The organism is Arthrobacter crystallopoietes BAB-32, assembly GCF_000328305.2.
In the GTDB taxonomy this organism is placed as follows: Bacteria; Actinomycetota; Actinomycetes; order Actinomycetales; family Micrococcaceae; genus Crystallibacter; species Crystallibacter crystallopoietes_A.
In genome coordinates, this window is the sequence record NZ_ANPE02000069.1 from 37,496 (window position 1) to 55,395 (window position 17,900).

Annotated in this window: 19 protein-coding genes; 10 read left to right on the plus strand and 9 right to left on the minus strand. The window is 64.2% G+C overall.

What is annotated here, in order from left to right:
- From qcrA to ctaE, 3 genes are all read right to left on the minus strand, one after another.
- On the minus strand, nt 1-1,029 hold the full coding sequence (gene qcrA, locus D477_RS03435) for a cytochrome bc1 complex Rieske iron-sulfur subunit (protein ID WP_005267338.1): 1,029 nt from the start codon (nt 1,027-1,029) through the stop codon (nt 1-3).
- 98 nt (nt 1,030-1,127) lie between these two features.
- Nucleotides 1,128-1,940, minus strand: a complete 813-nt coding sequence (qcrC, locus tag D477_RS03440; protein WP_005267340.1) for a cytochrome bc1 complex diheme cytochrome c subunit — start codon at nt 1,938-1,940, stop codon at nt 1,128-1,130.
- A gap of 82 nt (nt 1,941-2,022) precedes the next feature.
- Nucleotides 2,023-2,661, minus strand: coding sequence for an aa3-type cytochrome oxidase subunit III (ctaE, locus tag D477_RS03445; RefSeq protein ID WP_081608458.1), 639 nt, complete (start codon nt 2,659-2,661; stop codon nt 2,023-2,025).
- Nucleotides 2,662-2,809: 148 nt separating this feature from the next.
- On the opposite strand from ctaE, the gene trpD reads away from it, so the two are divergent.
- Nucleotides 2,810-3,862: an anthranilate phosphoribosyltransferase gene (gene trpD / locus D477_RS03450; protein ID WP_043845453.1), complete on the plus strand. Its 1,053-nt coding sequence runs from the start codon at nt 2,810-2,812 to the stop codon at nt 3,860-3,862.
- Nucleotides 3,863-3,922: 60 nt separating this feature from the next.
- On the opposite strand, the gene D477_RS03455 is transcribed toward trpD, so the two are convergent.
- Both D477_RS03455 and D477_RS03460 read right to left on the minus strand, forming a co-directional pair.
- Nucleotides 3,923-4,204 (minus strand): Lrp/AsnC family transcriptional regulator, encoded by a 282-nt coding sequence (locus tag D477_RS03455; protein WP_005267346.1) that lies wholly within the window; start codon nt 4,202-4,204, stop codon nt 3,923-3,925.
- Between the two features lie 32 nt (nt 4,205-4,236).
- Nucleotides 4,237-4,650 carry a DUF3054 domain-containing protein gene (locus D477_RS03460; protein WP_005267349.1) on the minus strand — a complete coding sequence of 138 codons (414 nt, stop codon included), beginning with the start codon at nt 4,648-4,650 and terminating at the stop codon, nt 4,237-4,239.
- Nucleotides 4,651-4,705: 55 nt separating this feature from the next.
- Here D477_RS03460 and D477_RS03465 point away from each other — a divergent pair, with 55 nt between their 5' ends.
- From D477_RS03465 to D477_RS03475, 3 genes are read left to right on the plus strand one after another with little or no spacing between them, the layout of a single operon-like run.
- Complete coding sequence (locus tag D477_RS03465; protein WP_005267350.1) at nt 4,706-5,080, plus strand: VOC family protein; 375 nt, start codon at nt 4,706-4,708, stop codon at nt 5,078-5,080.
- Nucleotides 5,081-5,135: 55 nt separating this feature from the next.
- A complete protein-coding gene (locus D477_RS03470; protein WP_005267351.1) occupies nt 5,136-5,723 on the plus strand; it encodes a sigma factor-like helix-turn-helix DNA-binding protein in 588 nt (195 codons plus the stop codon).
- The gene (locus D477_RS03475; protein WP_005267352.1) at nt 5,720-6,244 is read left to right on the plus strand and encodes a hypothetical protein; all 525 of its coding nucleotides are present in this window, start codon (nt 5,720-5,722) and stop codon (nt 6,242-6,244) included. Before D477_RS03470 ends, D477_RS03475 begins: the two co-directional genes overlap by 4 nt.
- A 323-nt stretch (nt 6,245-6,567) precedes the next feature.
- Here the strand turns inward: D477_RS03475 and D477_RS21650 are convergent, their stop codons facing one another.
- Nucleotides 6,568-6,945 (minus strand): VOC family protein, encoded by a 378-nt coding sequence (locus D477_RS21650; protein WP_005267353.1) that lies wholly within the window; start codon nt 6,943-6,945, stop codon nt 6,568-6,570.
- 1,095 nt (nt 6,946-8,040) lie between these two features.
- Nucleotides 8,041-10,428 (minus strand): ATP-binding cassette domain-containing protein, encoded by a 2,388-nt coding sequence (locus D477_RS03485; RefSeq protein ID WP_005267354.1) that lies wholly within the window; start codon nt 10,426-10,428, stop codon nt 8,041-8,043.
- 343 nt (nt 10,429-10,771) lie between these two features.
- Between D477_RS03485 and D477_RS03490 the strand changes: the two genes are divergently transcribed.
- The 6 genes from D477_RS03490 (at nt 10,772) to D477_RS03515 (ending at nt 14,932) form a co-directional block, all read left to right on the plus strand.
- On the plus strand, nt 10,772-11,221 hold the full coding sequence (locus D477_RS03490) for a hypothetical protein (protein WP_150109981.1): 450 nt from the start codon (nt 10,772-10,774) through the stop codon (nt 11,219-11,221).
- Between the two features lie 5 nt (nt 11,222-11,226).
- Nucleotides 11,227-11,856, plus strand: a complete 630-nt coding sequence (locus D477_RS03495) for a peptide deformylase (RefSeq protein WP_043845457.1) — start codon at nt 11,227-11,229, stop codon at nt 11,854-11,856.
- A gap of 34 nt (nt 11,857-11,890) precedes the next feature.
- Nucleotides 11,891-12,757 (plus strand): putative RNA methyltransferase, encoded by an 867-nt coding sequence (locus D477_RS03500; RefSeq protein WP_005267358.1) that lies wholly within the window; start codon nt 11,891-11,893, stop codon nt 12,755-12,757.
- A gap of 178 nt (nt 12,758-12,935) precedes the next feature.
- Nucleotides 12,936-13,409, plus strand: coding sequence for an NfeD family protein (locus tag D477_RS03505; protein ID WP_005267359.1), 474 nt, complete (start codon nt 12,936-12,938; stop codon nt 13,407-13,409).
- 27 nt (nt 13,410-13,436) lie between these two features.
- Nucleotides 13,437-14,405, plus strand: coding sequence for an SPFH domain-containing protein (locus D477_RS03510; RefSeq protein ID WP_005267360.1), 969 nt, complete (start codon nt 13,437-13,439; stop codon nt 14,403-14,405).
- 179 nt (nt 14,406-14,584) lie between these two features.
- Nucleotides 14,585-14,932 (plus strand): RNA polymerase-binding protein RbpA, encoded by a 348-nt coding sequence (locus D477_RS03515; RefSeq protein ID WP_043845459.1) that lies wholly within the window; start codon nt 14,585-14,587, stop codon nt 14,930-14,932.
- Between the two features lie 77 nt (nt 14,933-15,009).
- Here D477_RS03515 and D477_RS03520 read toward each other — a convergent pair whose 3' ends face one another.
- Entirely contained in the window at nt 15,010-15,753 is a 744-nt protein-coding gene (locus D477_RS03520; RefSeq protein ID WP_005267362.1) for a polyprenol monophosphomannose synthase, read from the minus strand.
- A gap of 467 nt (nt 15,754-16,220) precedes the next feature.
- On the minus strand, nt 16,221-17,861 hold the full coding sequence (locus D477_RS03525; RefSeq protein WP_005267364.1) for an amidohydrolase: 1,641 nt from the start codon (nt 17,859-17,861) through the stop codon (nt 16,221-16,223).
- Nucleotides 17,862-17,900: the final 39 nt, after the last annotated feature.

A 17,900-nucleotide genomic window follows, 5' to 3' on the forward strand; every position in this document is an offset into this window, starting at 1 on the left:
CTAGCCACGCTCCCAGTAGCTCGGTCCAACAGGTTCGTGGAAATCGCTTGTGGCGATGAGGTAGCCCTCGTCATCAACGCTGATCGGAAGCTGCGGCAGAGCGTGTGCAGCCGGTCCGAAGATAACCTTGCATTCCTGGGTCAGGTCGAAGGTCGACTGGTGGCAGGGGCACAACAAGTGGTGCGTCTGCTGCTCGTACAGCGCAACAGGGCAACCGACGTGGGTGCAGATCTTGGAGTAGGCGACGATGCCGTTGTAGTTCCAGTCCTCGCGTCCCGGCGAGACATTCAGATCGTCCGGGTGCAGCCGCATCAGCAGGACGACGGCCTTGGCCTTCTCTTCAAGCTTGTGCTCGGCTTCGTTGAGGCCTTCGGGGATCACGTGGAAGGCCGAGCCGATGGTGACATCGGAGGCGCGGATGGGAGTGCCGTCCGGATCACGGGTGAGACGCACACCGGCATCCCACATTGTGTGGCGCAGGACGTCGGGATCGATTTCCTTCGACAGGTCGCGGAAGATGCCGATCGCCGGCAGCGGTGCCAGGATCATCGCGCCCAGGAGGGTATTGCGAATCAGCGGACGGCGCTTGATGCCCGTTTCCTCGATGATCTCACCGACCATCGTCTCGGCGATCTGGCGGTCCTCTTCGGTCCGCACTTCGTGCCGTTCCTCGGCAATTTCGTGGTCGGGCATCAGGGTCTTTGCCCAGTGGACAATGCCTACGCCGATTCCGAGCATGGCAAAGCACGTGCCCATGCCCAGCAAAAAGTTCTGCAGACGCAGCGTTGCGATGGTGTCATCCAACCGGATGGCAAAGTATCCCACGAAGAAAAGCAGGGTACCGATGATCGAGATTACGAACAGTATCGCAACCTGACGTTCGGCCCGCTTTTCGGCCCGGGGATCCTTGTCGGCAAGGCGCGGACGGTGCGGAGGAAGCCCAGGGTCCTGAAACTTCTCCACTTCGCCCTGGCCAGCCGTAGCAACGGTGCCCGAGGATTTCGGACCGCCGTGACTATGGTCGCCCATGATCCCTCTCATCCTTCTCTTGATCTAGCTCTAAAGATTTCTCTGTGCGTGTGTTGTCAATAGTTGTCCGGCGGCCCGCAAGCCGCCGGACCAGGTGACTATGAAGACCGCTGGGTTAACCAGATGGTGAATGCAATCACCACGCCCAGTCCCGCAGTCCACATCAGCAGGCCTTCGGACACCGGACCCAGGGAACCGAGGGCGAGGCCTCCGGGGGACCCCTGCGCTTCGATGGTCTTGAGGAAGGCGATGATGTCGCGCTTGCCTTCCGGGGTGATGTTGGCATCGCTGAAGACCGGCATGTTCTGCGGGCCCGTAACCATGGCCTCGTAGATGTGCTTTTCGCTGACGCCCGAGAGCGTGGGGGCGAACTTGCCGCGGGTCAGCGCACCACCGGCGGCGGCGGCGTTGTGGCACATGGCGCAGTTGACGCGGAACAGCTCGCCGCCCTCTGCCGGATTGCCCTGGCTGGCATCGAGGAATTCCTCTTCGGGAACGGCGGGGCCGGCACCGAGGGAAGCTACGTAGGCGGCCAGCTGCATGGTCTGTTCTTCAGTGAACTGCTTCGGCTTCTGCTGGGCCTGCGGGCCGGTCATCTGCATCGGCATGCGGCCGGTTCCGACCTGGAAATCGACGGCAGCGGCGCCGACGCCAATCAGTGAAGGTCCTGCCTGGAGTCCGTGCGCGCCTTCGGGAGCTCCGACGGCACCGATTCCGTGACAAGTTGCACAGTTGGCAACGAAGAGCTTCTCGCCCTCTTCGATGTCCTGTGCGGAATAGGTGGTGGTCGTGGCTTGGGCTTCGTTCACGGTCCCGGCTACGGCGTAGAGGCCGCCGGTGACCAGCAGTCCCATAAGCAGCAGGGCAATGGCCGCCAGCGGATGTCTCCGCTTCTGCGAGAGTGCCTTCACTTGGTCGTTCCTAACTTTATGGTGCGTGTGTCGGATCAGCTTCTTGAATTCTGTCCTCTGTAGAAGAACAGTCAAGTTAGGCTTACTTCAGGAAGTAAATAACTACGAACAGCGCGATCCAGACCACATCCACGAAGTGCCAGTAGTAGGAAGTCACGATCGCTGAAGTCGCTTCGAAGTGGCCGAACTTCTTGGCGACGTAAGCGCGCCCGATGATCAGCAGGAAGGCGATGAGGCCACCGGTGACGTGCAGGCCGTGGAAGCCGGTGGTGATGTAGAAGGCGGAGCCGTAGGCGTTGGAGGACAGCGAAACGCCATGGGAAACGAGCTCGGCGTACTCATAAGCCTGCACGGACACGAAGATGGCGCCGAGCAGGAAGGTCAGGAGGAACCATTCCACCATGCCCCACTTGGCGATGTTGAAGACGCCGCCGGTGCGGCGGGCCTGGAGGCGCTCGGCAGCGAACACGCCGAACTGGCAGGTGAATGAGCTGGACACCAGGATGATGGTGTTGGCCAGCGCAAACGGAACATTCAGCTTCGCTGTCTCGGTCGCCCACATTTCGGGGGAGGTCGCGCGCAGCGTGAAGTACATAGCGAAAAGACCGGCGAAGAACATCAGCTCGCTGGCCAGCCACACAACGGTTCCAACGGAGACCATATTCGGGCGGTTGAGCGTGGGATGCGCCGGGGTACTGGGGGCATGGGTTGCAGTTGTCACTTAGCCATTATGTCTATAAAACCGCGCGGTTCACCAATGCAGCGGAACCATCGGCGAGCCGTGATCGTTCGGGTTCCGCGTGTTTCCGCGGAAAGCCGTGCGCGTTAACAATCCACGGGTTTCTACAAAACGTAGATAACCTAAGGATGTGACTTCTATCAGCAGTGCTCAGTCCGTGCCCACCTGGCCCGCAATACTCTCCGCGTTGATCGCCGGCGAGGACCTCGGCCGGGAGCAGACTGAATGGGCGATGAAGACGATCATGGCGGGCGAGGCAGCAGATTCGCAGATCGCGGGTTTCCTGGTTGCCCTGCGCGCCAAGGGTGAAACCGTGGAGGAACTGACCGGTCTGGTCGACGCTATGGTCGCCCATGCCCGTCCGATCGATATCCCCGGCGAGAAGCTCGACATTGTCGGAACGGGGGGAGACCGGCAGAACACGGTCAACATTTCGTCGATGGCTGCGCTCGTGTGCGCGGGTGCAGGTGCGCGCATCGTCAAGCACGGCAACCGGGCGGCGTCCTCGTCCTCCGGATCCGCCGATGTCATCGAGGCCCTCGGCGTCCGCTTGGACCTGCCCGTCGACCGGGTGGCCCAGACCGCCGTCGATGCCGGCATCACCTTCTGCTTCGCGCAGGTGTTCCACCCTTCAATGCGCTTCGCCGGCGCTGTCCGGGCAGAGCTCGGCGTGGCAACGGCCTTTAACTTCATGGGCCCGATGATCAATCCGGCCGATCCCACCGCGTCCGCAATCGGCGTGGCCGATCCCCGGCTGGCGCCGCTGATCGCCGGCGTCCTTGCCACCCGTGGCCGGCGTGCTCTGGTGTTCCGGGGCGAGGATGGGCTGGATGAGCTGACCACCACGGGAACTTCCACTGTTTGGGAGGTGCGCGACGGCAGCCTGACCGAATCCGTGATCGATCCACTGGACCTCGGAATTCCGCGGGCAACACTGGATGACCTGCGCGGCGGCGATGCGCAGGCCAATGCCGAAGTAGTCCGGCGCATCCTGGCCGGTGACCACGGACCCGTGCGTGACGCCGTCGTACTTAATGCCGCTGCCGCCCTGGTTGCCTTGGACGATTCTGCTGAGGGCCCGCTGCAGGAACGGCTTTCCAAGGCTCTTGTGCGGGCCGCTGAAGCCATTGACAGCGGCGCCGCAGCCGCCGCGCTGGACCGCTGGGTCAAGGCTACGCAGTAGCCAGACAATGCGAAGGGGCCGGACGGTGCACTCCGTCCGGCCCCTTCGTGTCCGTCCTGCTCAGCCGTCGAAGCCCAGCGAGAAAGCCGCATCCAGATCGTGCTTCGAGTAAGTGCGGAAGGCGATATGCGTCGTCGTCGCTTCCACGCCGGGGACCTTGGAGAGCTTGTCCGCGATGGCATCGGCCAGATCCTCATGCTTGGACACGCGGGCCACCGCGATCAGGTCCCATTCGCCAGTCACCGAGTAGACTTCGGCGATGCCGTCGATCTCCGAGATTTCCTGGGCGCACTCGGGAATCCGGGACGAGTCCGTCTGGATGAATACGAACGCTGTAACCACGCTGGCTGCCTTTCCTTGCACCGATAGAGTTCCTAGTTTCGAGGGTATGCCACCCGCCGCCGATTCCGTATGCGTATGACCAAGTGTGCTGCCAACCGCCAGCCGAGCAGGAACGCGGCCAGCACCAGCGTGGTGACGATCTGGAAGGAGAACGCGAGTCCGCCGCCGCTGACCCCGCGCAGGACCAGGCCGAGAACGACCGCGCACGCCCAGATAATGATGCCGGTCGGCCAAAGGGCGAGCGGCTTCCGCCAGGCGCGTGACACTGCCCACCCGATCAGCGTCCCGGCGAGGAACGGGGAGGCAGTCAGCAGGATACCGGCCGGGTCCAGTCCGTGTTCATGGGTGTCCCTGCCGATGCCGGCAAAAAGCACGACGGCGGCAGCATCGGCAGCGAGGGCCAGGACTATGCTTGGGGTACTGGAGCGGGCGGGGGAGTGGTTCACGTTTCCAGCCTATCGTGGGGGGCCGACAGAACCGGGCGGCGATGCAGGGGGACTGATGGGGATCATCCAGGTGGCCCAGCATGCGGAGGATCTTGAGCGGGCCGGCCGGTTTTACGCCGGACTCCTCGGCCAGGAACCGGCGGCGAAGTTCGATCCGCCCGGCCTGCTGTTCTTCGTGGTGGGCGGCGTTAGGCTTCTGCTCGAGCGGGGCGCTCCGTCGTCGTTGATTTATTTGGCGGTTCCTGATGTGCACGCCACCATTGAGGCTCTCCGGCGCGAGGGCGTGGAGATCATCGCGGAACCGACAGCCATCTTCCGGCACGAGGATGAGCGGATCGGGCCGGCTGGGACGGACGAATGGATGGCGTTCATCCGTGACAGCGAGGGAAACAGCATCGGGCTGGTCAGCCATACTCCCGTCCACTTGTAAACAGGTTCACAAGGTTACATACTTGTAGATATGGGAACAAGGTTCGGGATTTGTGATGTTTGTCCTGACAGTTGACCAGCGAAAATCCCGTAAACGCGAGGATCTGGTCGAGGCCGCGATGGATGCCTTGAATCACGACGCCCTGCGGCCACTGGTGCTGCCTTTCGACCGGACCGCGGGGGATGAAATGCAGGCCGTGGCCGCTGAGCCAGCCGTCGTCGTCAGCATAGCGATGGAGCTGGCCGTCAGTTCGCACTGGAGCGTGGGCATCGGTATCGGCAGCGTTAAGCGTCCATTGCCGGATAACACCCGCGCGGGGGCCGGCGAGGCGTTCGAGCGGGCACGCTCCGCCGTGACGTCAGCCAAGAACGCTTCCGGAAATATTGCGGTATCAGGTGCAAGCCCGCAGGCAGGGCAGGCCGAGGCGCTGCTGCAACTGCTGGTGCTGGTCGCCCGCAGGCGCAGTGAATTGTCGGAGGAAGCGGGCATACTCAGTGACCAAGGGCTGACCCAGCAGCAGATCGCGCGACAGTTGGGAATCAGCCAGCAGGCGGTCTCCAGCCGTTTGCAGTCAGGTCTGTGGCAGGAATCCCGGCGTGTACTGTCAGTAGCCGAGTCGTTGTTGGAAGGAGCTGATCGTTGAGTTCGGCAGGGCTCATCATTCTGTGCCTGGCGGCCTTGGTTTCCGCGCCGATGTATTTCGAGCGGATGCGGGGGAGCGGCAACGGGGTCCTGTACACGCTCAGCGCAGTCACGGTCCTCATGCTTGGGTTTGCAGGAGTGCTCGCAGGCCTGGGGGAAGGCGGTCTCGGAGCCGGGGTCTATGCCTTCGCTGTGGCCGCTGCAGCCATCGGCGGCGGTCCCGTGACCGTCTCCATCCTGCGGCTCTCGTACAATGCCTCGCATCCTGAGAACGCAACCGACGCGGAGGATGAGCCGGTTCTTCGCGGTGGCGCGTGGATCGGTGTCCTGGAACGCACGGCCATCGCATCAACACTCCTTGCCGGCTGGCCCGAGGGCCTGGCCGTGGTCCTCGCGGTCAAGGGCCTGGGGCGTTATAACGAACTGGGGCAGGCAGGCGCAGCGGAGCGTTTCATCCTCGGGACGTTTTCAAGTGTCCTGTGGGCATCCGCGGCGGCCGGCATCGCGGTTCTGGCGCGGTGACTGCAAGAGGGGACACGGCCATGTTGATCGAACCTGAGGCTCCTATCCGGAGTGATGTTTATGGGCTGCTCGGGGAGCACCTGGTGGATATGAAGGCCACATCGCCGGCCGGGAGTGTACCCGGGGCTATGAACGGATCAACCTCGAAACCCGCACGCAGGAGTACTTCGCGCCTGCCCGGAGGCTTTACCGCCGGCATGATTTTGTCGAATGCGGCCCGTTTGCGGGCTACGTCGTCGATCGGCACAGCACCTTCATGTGTTTGGCTCTGCGTGGCTAATTGAGTGGACGTCGTCAGCCGCGGTCGTTCGGCCTACCTCCAGTCAGGGCTCAAGCTGCTTGCGGAGGAGGCAGAACTCGTTGCCCTCGGGGTCGGCAAGGACGTGCCATTGCGCATCGCCGGCTTGCCCGACGTCCGCTGGCCGAGCGCCGAGCGAGAGCAGCCGCTCCAGCTCAGCGTCCTGGTCCCGATCGACAGGGTTCACATCGATGTGGAGGGGGAGTCTTCCAACGCGCGGATTGCTGCTGGGGCTCAGGATGATGGTCGGCTGCAGGTCGCCGAACCCGGCGTCAGGCGGGCCGATCTCTATTGCACCGTCCTCCCGATCGAGCTCAACATACCCGAGGACCTCGCTCCAAAACCGTGCCAGCCGTTCCGGGTCGGCGCAGTTGAGGACCAGTTCGCTGATACGACATGACATGAAGCTCAGTGTACGGATGTGCATGCCTTCGGTATACGAACCCGGGTGACCAGTCCAAATCAGGATCGCCCGTAGTGAGCCAGATTCGGCTTATGGTCCGGGTGTAATGAGAATGGGCAACTTTAGATGAGACACCAGGAGAAGCGACGAACAGTGTCCTTTCTCAATTTAGTTGGCCACCTCGACGTGGGAAAAGGCCAGATCAATTGAGAGGGATCGGCAAGGAACCGTCTCAATTTATCTGGCCATGCCGTACCGATCGTTTTGGAGCTACTGCAGCACGAGCACCCTGACGGCGCGGGGTGCGGCACGCGAGCAGCATGCCTGGTGGCCAGATTAACTGAGACAGACCCTAAAACCCGTAGGTGGCCAGGTAAATTGCGAAAGTGGCCAGCTAAATTGACACAGGACAAACAGAGGGCGGAATCGCGTCCAATGCGCCCCGCAGACTATTACTTGACATAATGCAGGTTATCGGCGATTTAAAGAGAGGTCAGAAGCGGACGGTTGGTTGACGGACACCGCAGCGAATATGGCGTCGTATCGCTTGCTATCGAGCTGACACTCGAGTCCGATGTTGCGCCTCGTGCCTGCGGTGCAGCCGGGCCGGCGCAGAGGCGAATGGCACGCCAAGCAGATTGGCGAACTGACTTGGAAACCAGCCAGGCGCCATCGGTTCAGGCGATGCCGCCGGCATCCGGCCGGTGGCCAGTCTGGCTTGGCCCGCTGAGGTGCCTCTGATGGGACAAGTGGCGACCGCCGTCGTTCCTGTCCCGATCCCGCCGGAACGACGTGTGCGGAGTTCCTTCCGCCGGCTGGTGCTCGCGGTGTCCTTGAAATGTGCGCTGGCTCCCTGGGCACCCTTGTTACTTGACATAACTAATGTTCGGAACCCGTGCAGCGGAAGACGTAGGTAACCATTACAAAAACGTCGGCATCCGCTCGGCGGCATCTGGCCGGTACGGCTCCATCAGTCGGCTCGTGTCCGTTTTGCGGGGTACGAACGACCGCTCGGGAGTGCGATATCGGCTGTGGGTTGTGGGCCTGCTAATCACCGGCCCACAACCCGCAGCACCGCTACTCCCCCGGCATGGATTATGCGCCTACGTACGCCGCGAGGTGCTTTCCGGTCAGGGTTGAGCGGGCGGCCACGAGAGCGGCGGGTGTGCCCTCGAAGACGATCCGGCCGCCGTCGTGCCCTGCCCCGGGACCAAGGTCGATGATCCAATCTGCATGCGCCATGACTGCTTGATGGTGTTCGATGACGATCACGGATTTGCCTGCGTCGACCAGCCGGTCGAGGAGCCCGAGAAGCTGCTCGACGTCGGCGAGGTGGAGGCCGGTGGTCGGCTCGTCGAGGATATAGATGTCCCCCTTCTCGCCCATCTGGGTGGCCAGCTTGAGCCGCTGCCGCTCGCCGCCGGAGAGGGTGGTCAGCGGCTGGCCAAGCGAGAGGTAGCCGAGTCCGACGTCGGCGAGCCGGTCCAGGATCTTGTGGGCTGCCGGCGTGCGTGCCTCGCCGGCGCTGAAGAATTCCTCGGCCTCGGTGACGGGCATCGCGAGCACCTCGGCGATGTTGCGGCCGCCCAGCCTGTACTCCAGGACCGACGCCTGGAACCGCTTGCCTTCGCAATCCTCGCAGGTCGATTCGACGGTGGCCATGACGCCCAGGTCCGTGTAGATGACGCCGGCGCCGTTGCAGGTCGGGCAGGCGCCCTCGGAGTTGGAGCTGAAGAGCGCGGGCTTCACGCCGTTGGCTTTCGCAAAGGCCTTGCGGATGGGGTCGAGCAGCCCGGTGTAGGTCGCCGGATTGCTGCGTCGCGAGCCGCGGATGGCGCTTTGATCGACCACCACCACGCCGTCGCGGCCGGCGACGGACCCGTGGATCAGTGAGCTCTTGCCCGAGCCTGCCACGCCGGTGATGACGCTCAGGACTCCAAGCGGAATGTCTGCGTCGACGTTCTGCAGGTTGTTGGCGCTGGCGCCGCGTACCTCCAAAGCGCCGGACGGCGTGCGTACGGAGGGCTTCAGGGCGGCGCGGTCGTCGAGGTGCCTGCCGGTCAGCGTGTCGCTGACGCGCAGCCCGTCCACGGTTCCTTCGAAGACGACTTCCCCGCCCTCGCTGCCGGCACGCGGACCGAGGTCGACAACGTGGTCTGCGATCGCGATGGCCTCCGGTTTGTGCTCGACCACGAGGACGGTGTTGCCCTTGTCGCGCAACTGCAGCAGGAGGTTGTTCATCCGCTCGATGTCGTGGGGATGCAGGCCGATCGTGGGCTCGTCAAAAACGTAGGTGACGTCGGTCAGTGACGACCCCAGATGGCGGATCATCTTGGTGCGCTGCGCCTCGCCACCGGACAGGGTGCCCGCCGGCCGGTCGAGCGAGAGGTACCCCAGCCCGATTTCCGTGAACGAGTCGAGGAGGTCCTGCAGCCCGGCCAGCAGCGGGGCCACCGACGGTTCATCAAGTTCCCGGATCCAGCCGGCCAGATCGCTGATCTGCATGGAACAGACATCCGCGATGTTCTTACCGCGGATCTTCGACGACAGCGCCTCCTGGGCGAGGCGGGTGCCGCCGCAGTCGGGGCAGGTGGTGAAGGTGATCGCGCGGTCGACGAACGCCCGGACGTGCGGCTGCATCGCCTCGCGGTCCTTCGAGAGCATCGATTTCTGGATCTTGGGGATCAGGCCCTCATAGGTCAGGTTGACGCCCTCGACCTTGATCTTTTCCGGGTCGCTGTAGAGCAGCTTGTGCAGCTCTTTCTTGCTGAACTTCGCAATGGGCTTGTCCATCGGCAGTCCTGCCCCGCTGAAGATCCTGCCGTACCAGCCGTCCATGCTGTAGCCGGGAACCGTCAGGGCGCCTTCGGCGAGGGATTTGGTGTCGTCGTACAGCGCCGTCAGGTCGAAATCACTGACCGACCCCATGCCTTCACAGCGGGGGCACATGCCACCGAGGCGGTTGAACGTCGCCTTCTCCGCCTTGGTTTTGTTGCCGCGCTCGACCGTGATCGCGCCGCTGGCTTTCACCGTGGGCACATTGAACGAATACGCGTTGGGCGACCCGATGTGCGGCTCCCCCAGCCGGCTGAACAGAATGCGCAGCATCGCGTTGGCATCGGTCGCGGTGCCGACGGTCGAGCGGGGGTTGGCGCCCATCCTCTCCTGGTCGACAATGATCGCAGTGGTCAGGCCCTCGAGCCGGTCGACTTCCGGCCGCGCGAGCGCGGGCATGAACCCCTGAACGAAGGCGCTGTAGGTTTCGTTGATCATCCGCTGCGATTCCGCCGCGATCGTGCCGAAGACAAGGGAACTCTTGCCGGAGCCGGAGACACCGGTGAACACCGTCAGCCGGCGCTTTGGGAGCTCGACGTTGACGTCCTTGAGGTTGTTCTCGCGCGCGCCCTGGACCCGGATCAGGTCATGGCTGTCGGCATGATGCAGGGCTGCCGGCTCGCTGTCCGTCCTCGTGGTCATGCTCATCCTGTCTCCATCTGTCACTCGTGGTAGGCACGGCATCTCCGCCGGCGCACCCGGTCCTGATTTAACCAGCTTCCGTGCGCCTTTCACGGCCGATGGCCGCTACGTTCATGCCAGTCAGTCTAGGCCCGGCCGCCGGGCGCGTGCTTCTTGATTCCTGATCCGTTTGCTCCGTCCCGGGACCGTCATGGCATACCATGTGCCCATGGCCCAAGCCGGCGCGGGGCGACGAACGCCGCAGATTCCAGCGGTGGTGAGCATGCTGACCGCCCTGCTGGTTGCCTCCTGCAGTCCCACCGGAAGCGCGCCAAACGGACCTGCCTCTCCCCCGGGATCCGCGGCCGGTGTGCCTGAACATGGACTTAGTGCGGCGATCGCAGCGGCCGACGGCGAGGGCGCGGCTGGAGCGGTCCTGGTCACCGTCCGCAACGATTCGGACTCGCCGGTGCTCCTGCTGGCCGTGACGCTGTATGCCAACGGTTACGACGGCGGAGCGGACTGGGTGCCGGAACGTTCCGGCGGGTTTCGGGTTGCACCGGGAAACGAACTGAGCGTGGCAGCGGCGCTGCCGGAGGTCCGGTGCAGCGCCGGGGAACCCGGGGATGCCGAGGTCGCGATCACCGTGGACCAGGCTAAGGCAGGGTCCACCACGGTCGAAGTGGTGGCACAGGATGAGCAGCAGGTCCTGGTCCGCCACCACCGCCGGGAATGCCGGCAGGAAGCAGCCGCTGCGGCGCCGCGGGTCGGGCAAGATGGAGTCGAACACTATCCCAGCACCTTCGAAAGGCGGGTTTAGCGCACATGAGTGATCCCTCGCCGTCGTCCATTCGCGCCGCGGTGGAAGCTGTCCTGGCGGATCCCGCTCCAGGAATAGTCCAGTTGGGCCATCCCGTCCTGCGGCGGGCGGCCGTTCCGTACGACGGGCAGATCGACGACGCGGTCCTCCACGCTTTGCTGGTGCTGATGCGCCACGTGATGCATGCCGCTCCTGGTGTGGGCCTGGCCGCTCCGCAGTTGGCAATTCCGCTCCGCATCGCTGTGCTGGAGGACCGGTATGAGGTCGCGGCGGACGTGGCGCAGACCCGGGAGCGGCTGCCTTTGGATCTGCTGGCCGTGATCAATCCGAACTACCGGCCGATCGGCGGCGAAACGGCGGCCTTTTATGAGGGATGCCTCTCGTTCACGGGCTACCAGGCTGTGGTGGAACGTCCCCGGCAGATCGAATTGAGCTACCACTGTGCGGACGGAACGCCGGTTGTCCGCCGGCTGAGTGGCTGGCAGGCACGGATCGCACAGCATGAGACCGACCACCTGGACGGGACCATCTATATCGACAAGGCGCTGACCCGTTCGCTGTGCAGCAACGAGGAATACTCCCGACGTTGGGCCCAGCCGGACATCGAGGAGGCCCGGTCCGGACTGGGCTTCTGAGGTCCCGCCGGTGCCGGCGGCTAGGATCTAATCCATGGCACCGCTCCCCCATCCGCTCGATGCTGCCGGTCTGCTCCGCTGCCCAGTCTGCGCTGCCGGGATCGCTCCACGGGCCGGCTCGGTGACCGGCGGGCTCCGCTGTGCAGCAGGACATTCGTTCGACGGCGCCAAGCAGGGCTACATCAACCTGCTGACCGGACGGGGCACATCCTTCACGCCGGATACGGCGGAGATGGTCGCCGCCAGAGTGGAGTTCCTGGAGGGCGGGCACTACCTGCCGCTGGTGGAGTCGGTTGCCCAAACTGCGGGACGTCTGCTGGCGGATGTCGCCGATCCTGTCGTGGTTGACGCCGGCGCAGGCACCGGCCACTATCTGGCAGCGGTCCTGCACGAGGTTCCGTCGGCGCGTGCCGTGGCGCTGGACCTGTCGAAGTACGCACTGCGGCGTGCGGCCCGCGGCTGTCCGCAAGCCCTGTGCCTGGTGTGGGATCTGTGGCGTCCGCTTCCCCTTGCCGACAGGGCGGCCGACCTGATGCTGAACATTTTCGCTCCCCGCAATGCCGCTGAGTACGCCAGAGTCCTCAAACCCGGCGGGCACCTGCTGGTCGTTACTCCTGCGCCGGGGCATATGGACGCCTTGAGGCAGCTCATGCCGCTGCTGGCGATCGACGAGGACAAGTCTGATCGGCTCGCCGCGGCGTTCCGCGGAATGCTCCACCTGGAAGACGTTGAAGAGCTCGTGGTTCCGCTCCAGCTGGGCGCGGAGGACGTGCACAACCTGGTGATGATGGGGCCGAACGCGCACCACGTGGATGCCGCGGGCTTGAAGGGGCCGGACGGGCCGCCGACCGCCGTCGAAGCACGGTTCACCGTGAGCATTTTTCGCAAGCCACTGAGCTAGCAGAGGCATCGGGCGGGACGGACAGCCGGAAGCGGAGTCACAACTCGGCAACGGTTTGGTCCGCGAAGTCCTAACCGCCGGTTCAACCAAGCACAGGCGCTGATAATCCTGCATGATTGTGGTGTCGGTTACATTTTGCGGTGCCGGCGGCGGCTCCGCACTACCTCAGGAGGTAGCTGTGCTCGAATGGCTCGTTACCAACAGTTGGGTCCTTTGGCTTGCGCTCTTCCTGATCCTGGCCATCGTCGAAATAATGACCCTGGACCTGCTCTTCATCATGATGTCCTCCGGGGCGCTGGTTGCGCTGTTCACTGCATTGCTGGGCTGGCCGTTCTGGCTGCAGGTCGTCGTCTTCTGCGTGGTTGCCCTGTTGATGGTCCTCTTCGTCCGCCCCGTGGCCCTGCGGCATTTGCGCCGCGGACCGCGGGAACAGGCGACGAACATCGAGCGGCTGATCGGCGAGCAGGCGCTCGCGCTGGAAACCGTCACGGACCACACCGGCATGGTGAAGATCGGCGGCGATACCTGGACGGCGCGCTCGAGTGACGGCTCCGCTATCCCCGCCGGCGCTCGTGTTGCTGTTGAACGCATTGACGGTGCCACCGCCGTCGTCTATCCCACGGCCAGTCCGGGACCTTATCCAGCACAGTAGGAAGCACCGCACAAAGAAGGGGGAACAATGGACACCGATACCGGCCTTTGGATCGTTCTGCTGGTACTGATCGTCTTTGTGGTGATAGTCCTGGCGCGGTCGATCAGGATCATCCCGCAGGCCCGCGCCGGGGTGGTTGAGCGCCTCGGCAAGTACCAGCGGACTCTGAACCCGGGACTCACTATCCTGATCCCGTTCGTCGACCGCCTGCTGCCCCTGCTTGATCTGCGCGAACAGGTCGTGTCATTTCCGCCCCAGCCGGTCATCACGGAAGACAATCTCGTGGTGTCCATCGACACAGTGGTCTACTTCCAGGTCACCGATCCCCGTGCCGCGACCTACGAGATCGCCAACTACATCCAGGCAGTAGAGCAATTAACGACGACGACCCTGCGCAACGTGGTGGGTGGCCTGAACCTGGAAGAAGCCCTGACCTCGCGCGACCAGATCAACGGCCAACTGCGCGGAGTGCTGGATGAAGCCACCGGGCGATGGGGCATCCGCGTGTCCCGTGTCGAACTCAAGGCGATTGATCCGCCGATGTCCATCCAGGATTCGATGGAAAAGCAGATGCGGGCCGAACGCGACCGGCGGGCAGCGATCCTGACAGCCGAAGGAACCAAGCAGTCCCAGATCCTCACCGCCGAGGGCCAGCGGCAGGCCGCCATCCTGGCTGCCGAGGGCGACGCCAAGGCAGCCATTCTCCGCGCAGACGGCGAATCACAGGCCATCCAGAAGGTCTTCGACGCGATCCACAAGGGCAATCCCACCCAGCGGCTGCTGGCCTACCAGTACCTGCAGACCCTCCCCAAGCTCGCCGAAGGCAGCTCGAACAAGCTTTGGATCATACCGAGTGAAGTCGGTGAAGCGCTCAAAGGCATCGGCGATGTGCTGGGCCGAACGGAACAACAGGCCGCGGAGGGGCCAGAACCGGAGGCAGCCGCTTCGTCGGCTCCGGGCCAGGACCAGGCGGTGCGGACTCAGCAGCCGACCTAGGATCGTGGCCCCCGCCTTTACCTTCGGGCCGATGGTGGACTACTATTGGTTATTTGCCGGGACGCTGATGCCCGCATGCCCGGAACCGGGAACAGTTCTGGTTCTGCACGCGTTGAACAATGTGCGGGTCACGGGACGGTTCAGCGCGCCGTCCCCACACAAGACAAGAGGGAGAAACCATGAGCGATCGTAGCCTGCGGGGCATGCGCCTTGGAGCGCAGAGCATGGAAACGGAAGCCGGTGTCGAACCGGCGCCGCGCCAGCGGGTCGAGTACCGCTGTGAGGATGGCGAGCAGGTTTTCGTGACTTTCGCTGCCGAGGCTGAGATCCCCTCTACCTGGGTGTCGAAGACGGGCAAGGAAGCCGTGCTCGTCAACGGCGAAAAGCCCGATGAGAGCAATGAGAAGCCGGTGCGCACGCACTGGGACATGCTCCTCGAACGCCGTTCCATTGAGGAACTGGAACAGATCCTCGAAGACCGTTTGAACAAGCTGCGCGAGCGTCGTGGAGAACGCCGTTCCGCTTAGGATGCTAAAACACGAAGGAGGGCGCTGGCCGATATGGCCGGCGCCCTCCTTCGTGCTATCGCGCTAGCGGTACCGCTTCAGGCCCGGGTCGAGGTGTTTCCGCCGCGGAGGGCCTTCCACCGCGACCGCAGGCCCCATTTCGTCACCAGCAGGATGGACTCCAGCACAATATTGCCGCTCATTTTGGAGTCGCCGAACTCCCGTTCCACGAAAGTGATCGGTACTTCGCGGACCGTCAGGCCAGCCTTAAGGGTCTTCCACGTGAGGTCTATTTGGAAGCAGTAACCGACGGATTCCACGGAGTCCAGGTCGATCCTGCGCAGTGTCGCCGACTTGAAGGCGTTGTAGCCGCCCGTGATGTCTTTAATACCAACACCGAGCAGGATTCGGGAGTAGAGGCTGCCGCCCAGGGAGAGCAGCTTGCGGTGCAGCGGCCAGTTCACGACCTTGCCGCCGCGGATCCAGCGGGACCCCTTGGCCATATCGGCACCGTTGTCCAAGGCGCTGAGCAGGCGCTGCAGTTCCTCGGGCTGGTGGGAGCCGTCGGCGTCCATCTCCACGAGCACGTCGTAGCCGGCCTCAAGGCCCCACTTGAACCCGGCGATGTAGGCGGCGCCTAAGCCTTCCTTGCCCTGGCGGTGGAGGACATGGATGGCCCTGTCCCGGGCCGCCAGGGAGTCCGCGAGCTGCCCCGTCCCGTCGGGGGAATTGTCATCCACGACGAGCACATCGGAGTCGGGGACTGCGGCGCGGAGCCGGGCAATGGTTCTCGGCAGCGAATCGATTTCATTAAACGTCGGAATGATCGTGACGACCCGCACTCAGCTGCCTTTCAATTCTGTCTACTGCCCGCGCAGATTCCACAGCGAAGCCGGTCCACGACCAGGAACGACGCCGGCAGTCCAGTATATGCGACAGGTACTGTCCAGACCGGTGCTTCAGGCAGGTCCGCCCGCCTTCGGGCCAAGAGACCGGACCGGAATCCGGCAGGGGACTTGTTTTCTACTGACGAACGGACCCACCTATTGGAAGCTCCGGACCCTCGCCGGCCGGACTCCTCGGAGTCCGGCCTTCGGCTGCCCGGCGTTTGAGGCCCCCGTCGATCCGAGGAGCCCCATGAGCCAAGAGTTTACGGCCTGACAATCTGCTGTCAACGTGGAGCTGAGCTGCAGGTTCGACTATAACCCCAGATCAAGGCCACTATGCCGGTCAAAGGGCCGGACATATTTAATCTCACGTTCACCTTGGTCCAAGGCGACGGGCAGCGGATCCCAAGGCACCTGTTGACCTAGGCCTGAGCGTCGAATATGGTGCGGCCTTCCACCACCGTCCGGAGGCACTCGGGGAGCCTGCCGGTGTCCAGGGAGGGCAGCAGCGGCGTCCCGGCACGTGCATCCGTGCTCCAGGCTGAAACACGGGAGTCCGGCGTCTGCACGGAAAGTTCGTCCACATCCCACACGGCGAAAGTAGCAGGGGTGCCGGGTGCCAGCTGCCCCTGCATGGGATTGCGTTCATTGGCGGCCCGCCAGCCAGCCCGCGTGTGTGCCAGGAAGGCGGCCCGGGCGGAAATCCGCTCCGCGGGATTGTTATGCTCGAGGCACGCCTTCACGGCCGCCCAGGGGCTCTGCTCGGTGACAGGGGCATCGGAACCGAGGCAGACCGGCACTCCCGCGGTCTGCAACGTGCCGACCGCGTTCATGGCCAGTGCCCTCTCGGACCCAAGCCGCTCTGCGTACATCCCCGACTGCCCGCCCCAGTAGGCGTCGAAAAGCGGCTGCATGCTTGCGGTGATGCCGAAATGCAGGAGCTGCTCGACTGCTCCCGGCGGCAGCATTTCCACATGCTCGAGGCGGTGCCGGGCCCGGCGCACTGTCTCGAGGCCGACGCGCTCGGCCGCGCCCGCAAACGCCAGCAGCGCCCGCTCCAGGCCGGCATCGCCGATGACATGGAATCCGCCCTGGACGCCGACGGCGGAGCAGTGGGCAACGTGCTCGGTGGCCTGCTCCACGCTCAAGAACAGCTCTCCGGACTCCGACGGCCGATCGGAGTACCCTCCGTGCACGCAGGCAGTGCGGGAGCCGATGGAGCCGTCGATGTTCAAGTCGCCGGCCAGTCCGCGGAGCCGCCCGCCAAACCCGTCCAGCAGGGCCCTGAGTTCCTCGGCCGAACTGACCAGCTGGCCCCAATAGGGCAGGATCTTTGGCAGGGACTCCCGCTCATCCTCCGCCAGCTGCAGGAGGCCCAGCAAATCCTCCGCTGGCACTATCTGCGGCGCGGCCATTTCGGCCAAAGCCACATAGCCCCGGGACGCCGCGTGGGACAAAGCTGCACGCTGCACCTCCCGGCGCACCGCCGTCGTCATGGTTTGCGCGGTACGGCGCGCCGCGGCGTGGGCCTGGGTACGGACGATTCCTGCGCCGTCCCAGCCTTCCAGCTCCGTCACCTCTGCGCGGACGGCCAGGGAGGCCGATACGGCCGCGGAGTGGACATCGATGCGGTTCAGGAAGACGTCCTTGCCGCCTGCAGCACGCTCAAGCTCAGCCGCGGTGGGCGCCCGGTTTTCCGGCCACCGGGTCTCGTCCCAACCATGTCCGAGGACGACATCGTTGGTTTTGGCAGCGCCTGCCACCTCCTCCAGCAGTTCAGCCAGCGAGGCCGCTCCCGACAGGTCCAGGGTGCGCAACGCCAAGCCCTTGTCCGTCGTGTGCGTGTGCGAATCCACGAACCCCGGAGCGACGAGGCGGCCGTCCAAATCGAAGATTTCCATGGAAGCATCCGCGATGGAGTCGGCAGCCTGCTCGGAACCGATCCACGCTACGGTGTCGCCTTCCACCACCATTGCGGTGGCATAGGGGTCGGCGGGACTGTAGACCGACCCGTTCCGGTACAAGGTCACGCGGTTCCCCCGCTGCGGACCGGCGTCGTTCATGCTACTCATGGATCTCCTATCGCATTCCAACATCATCCA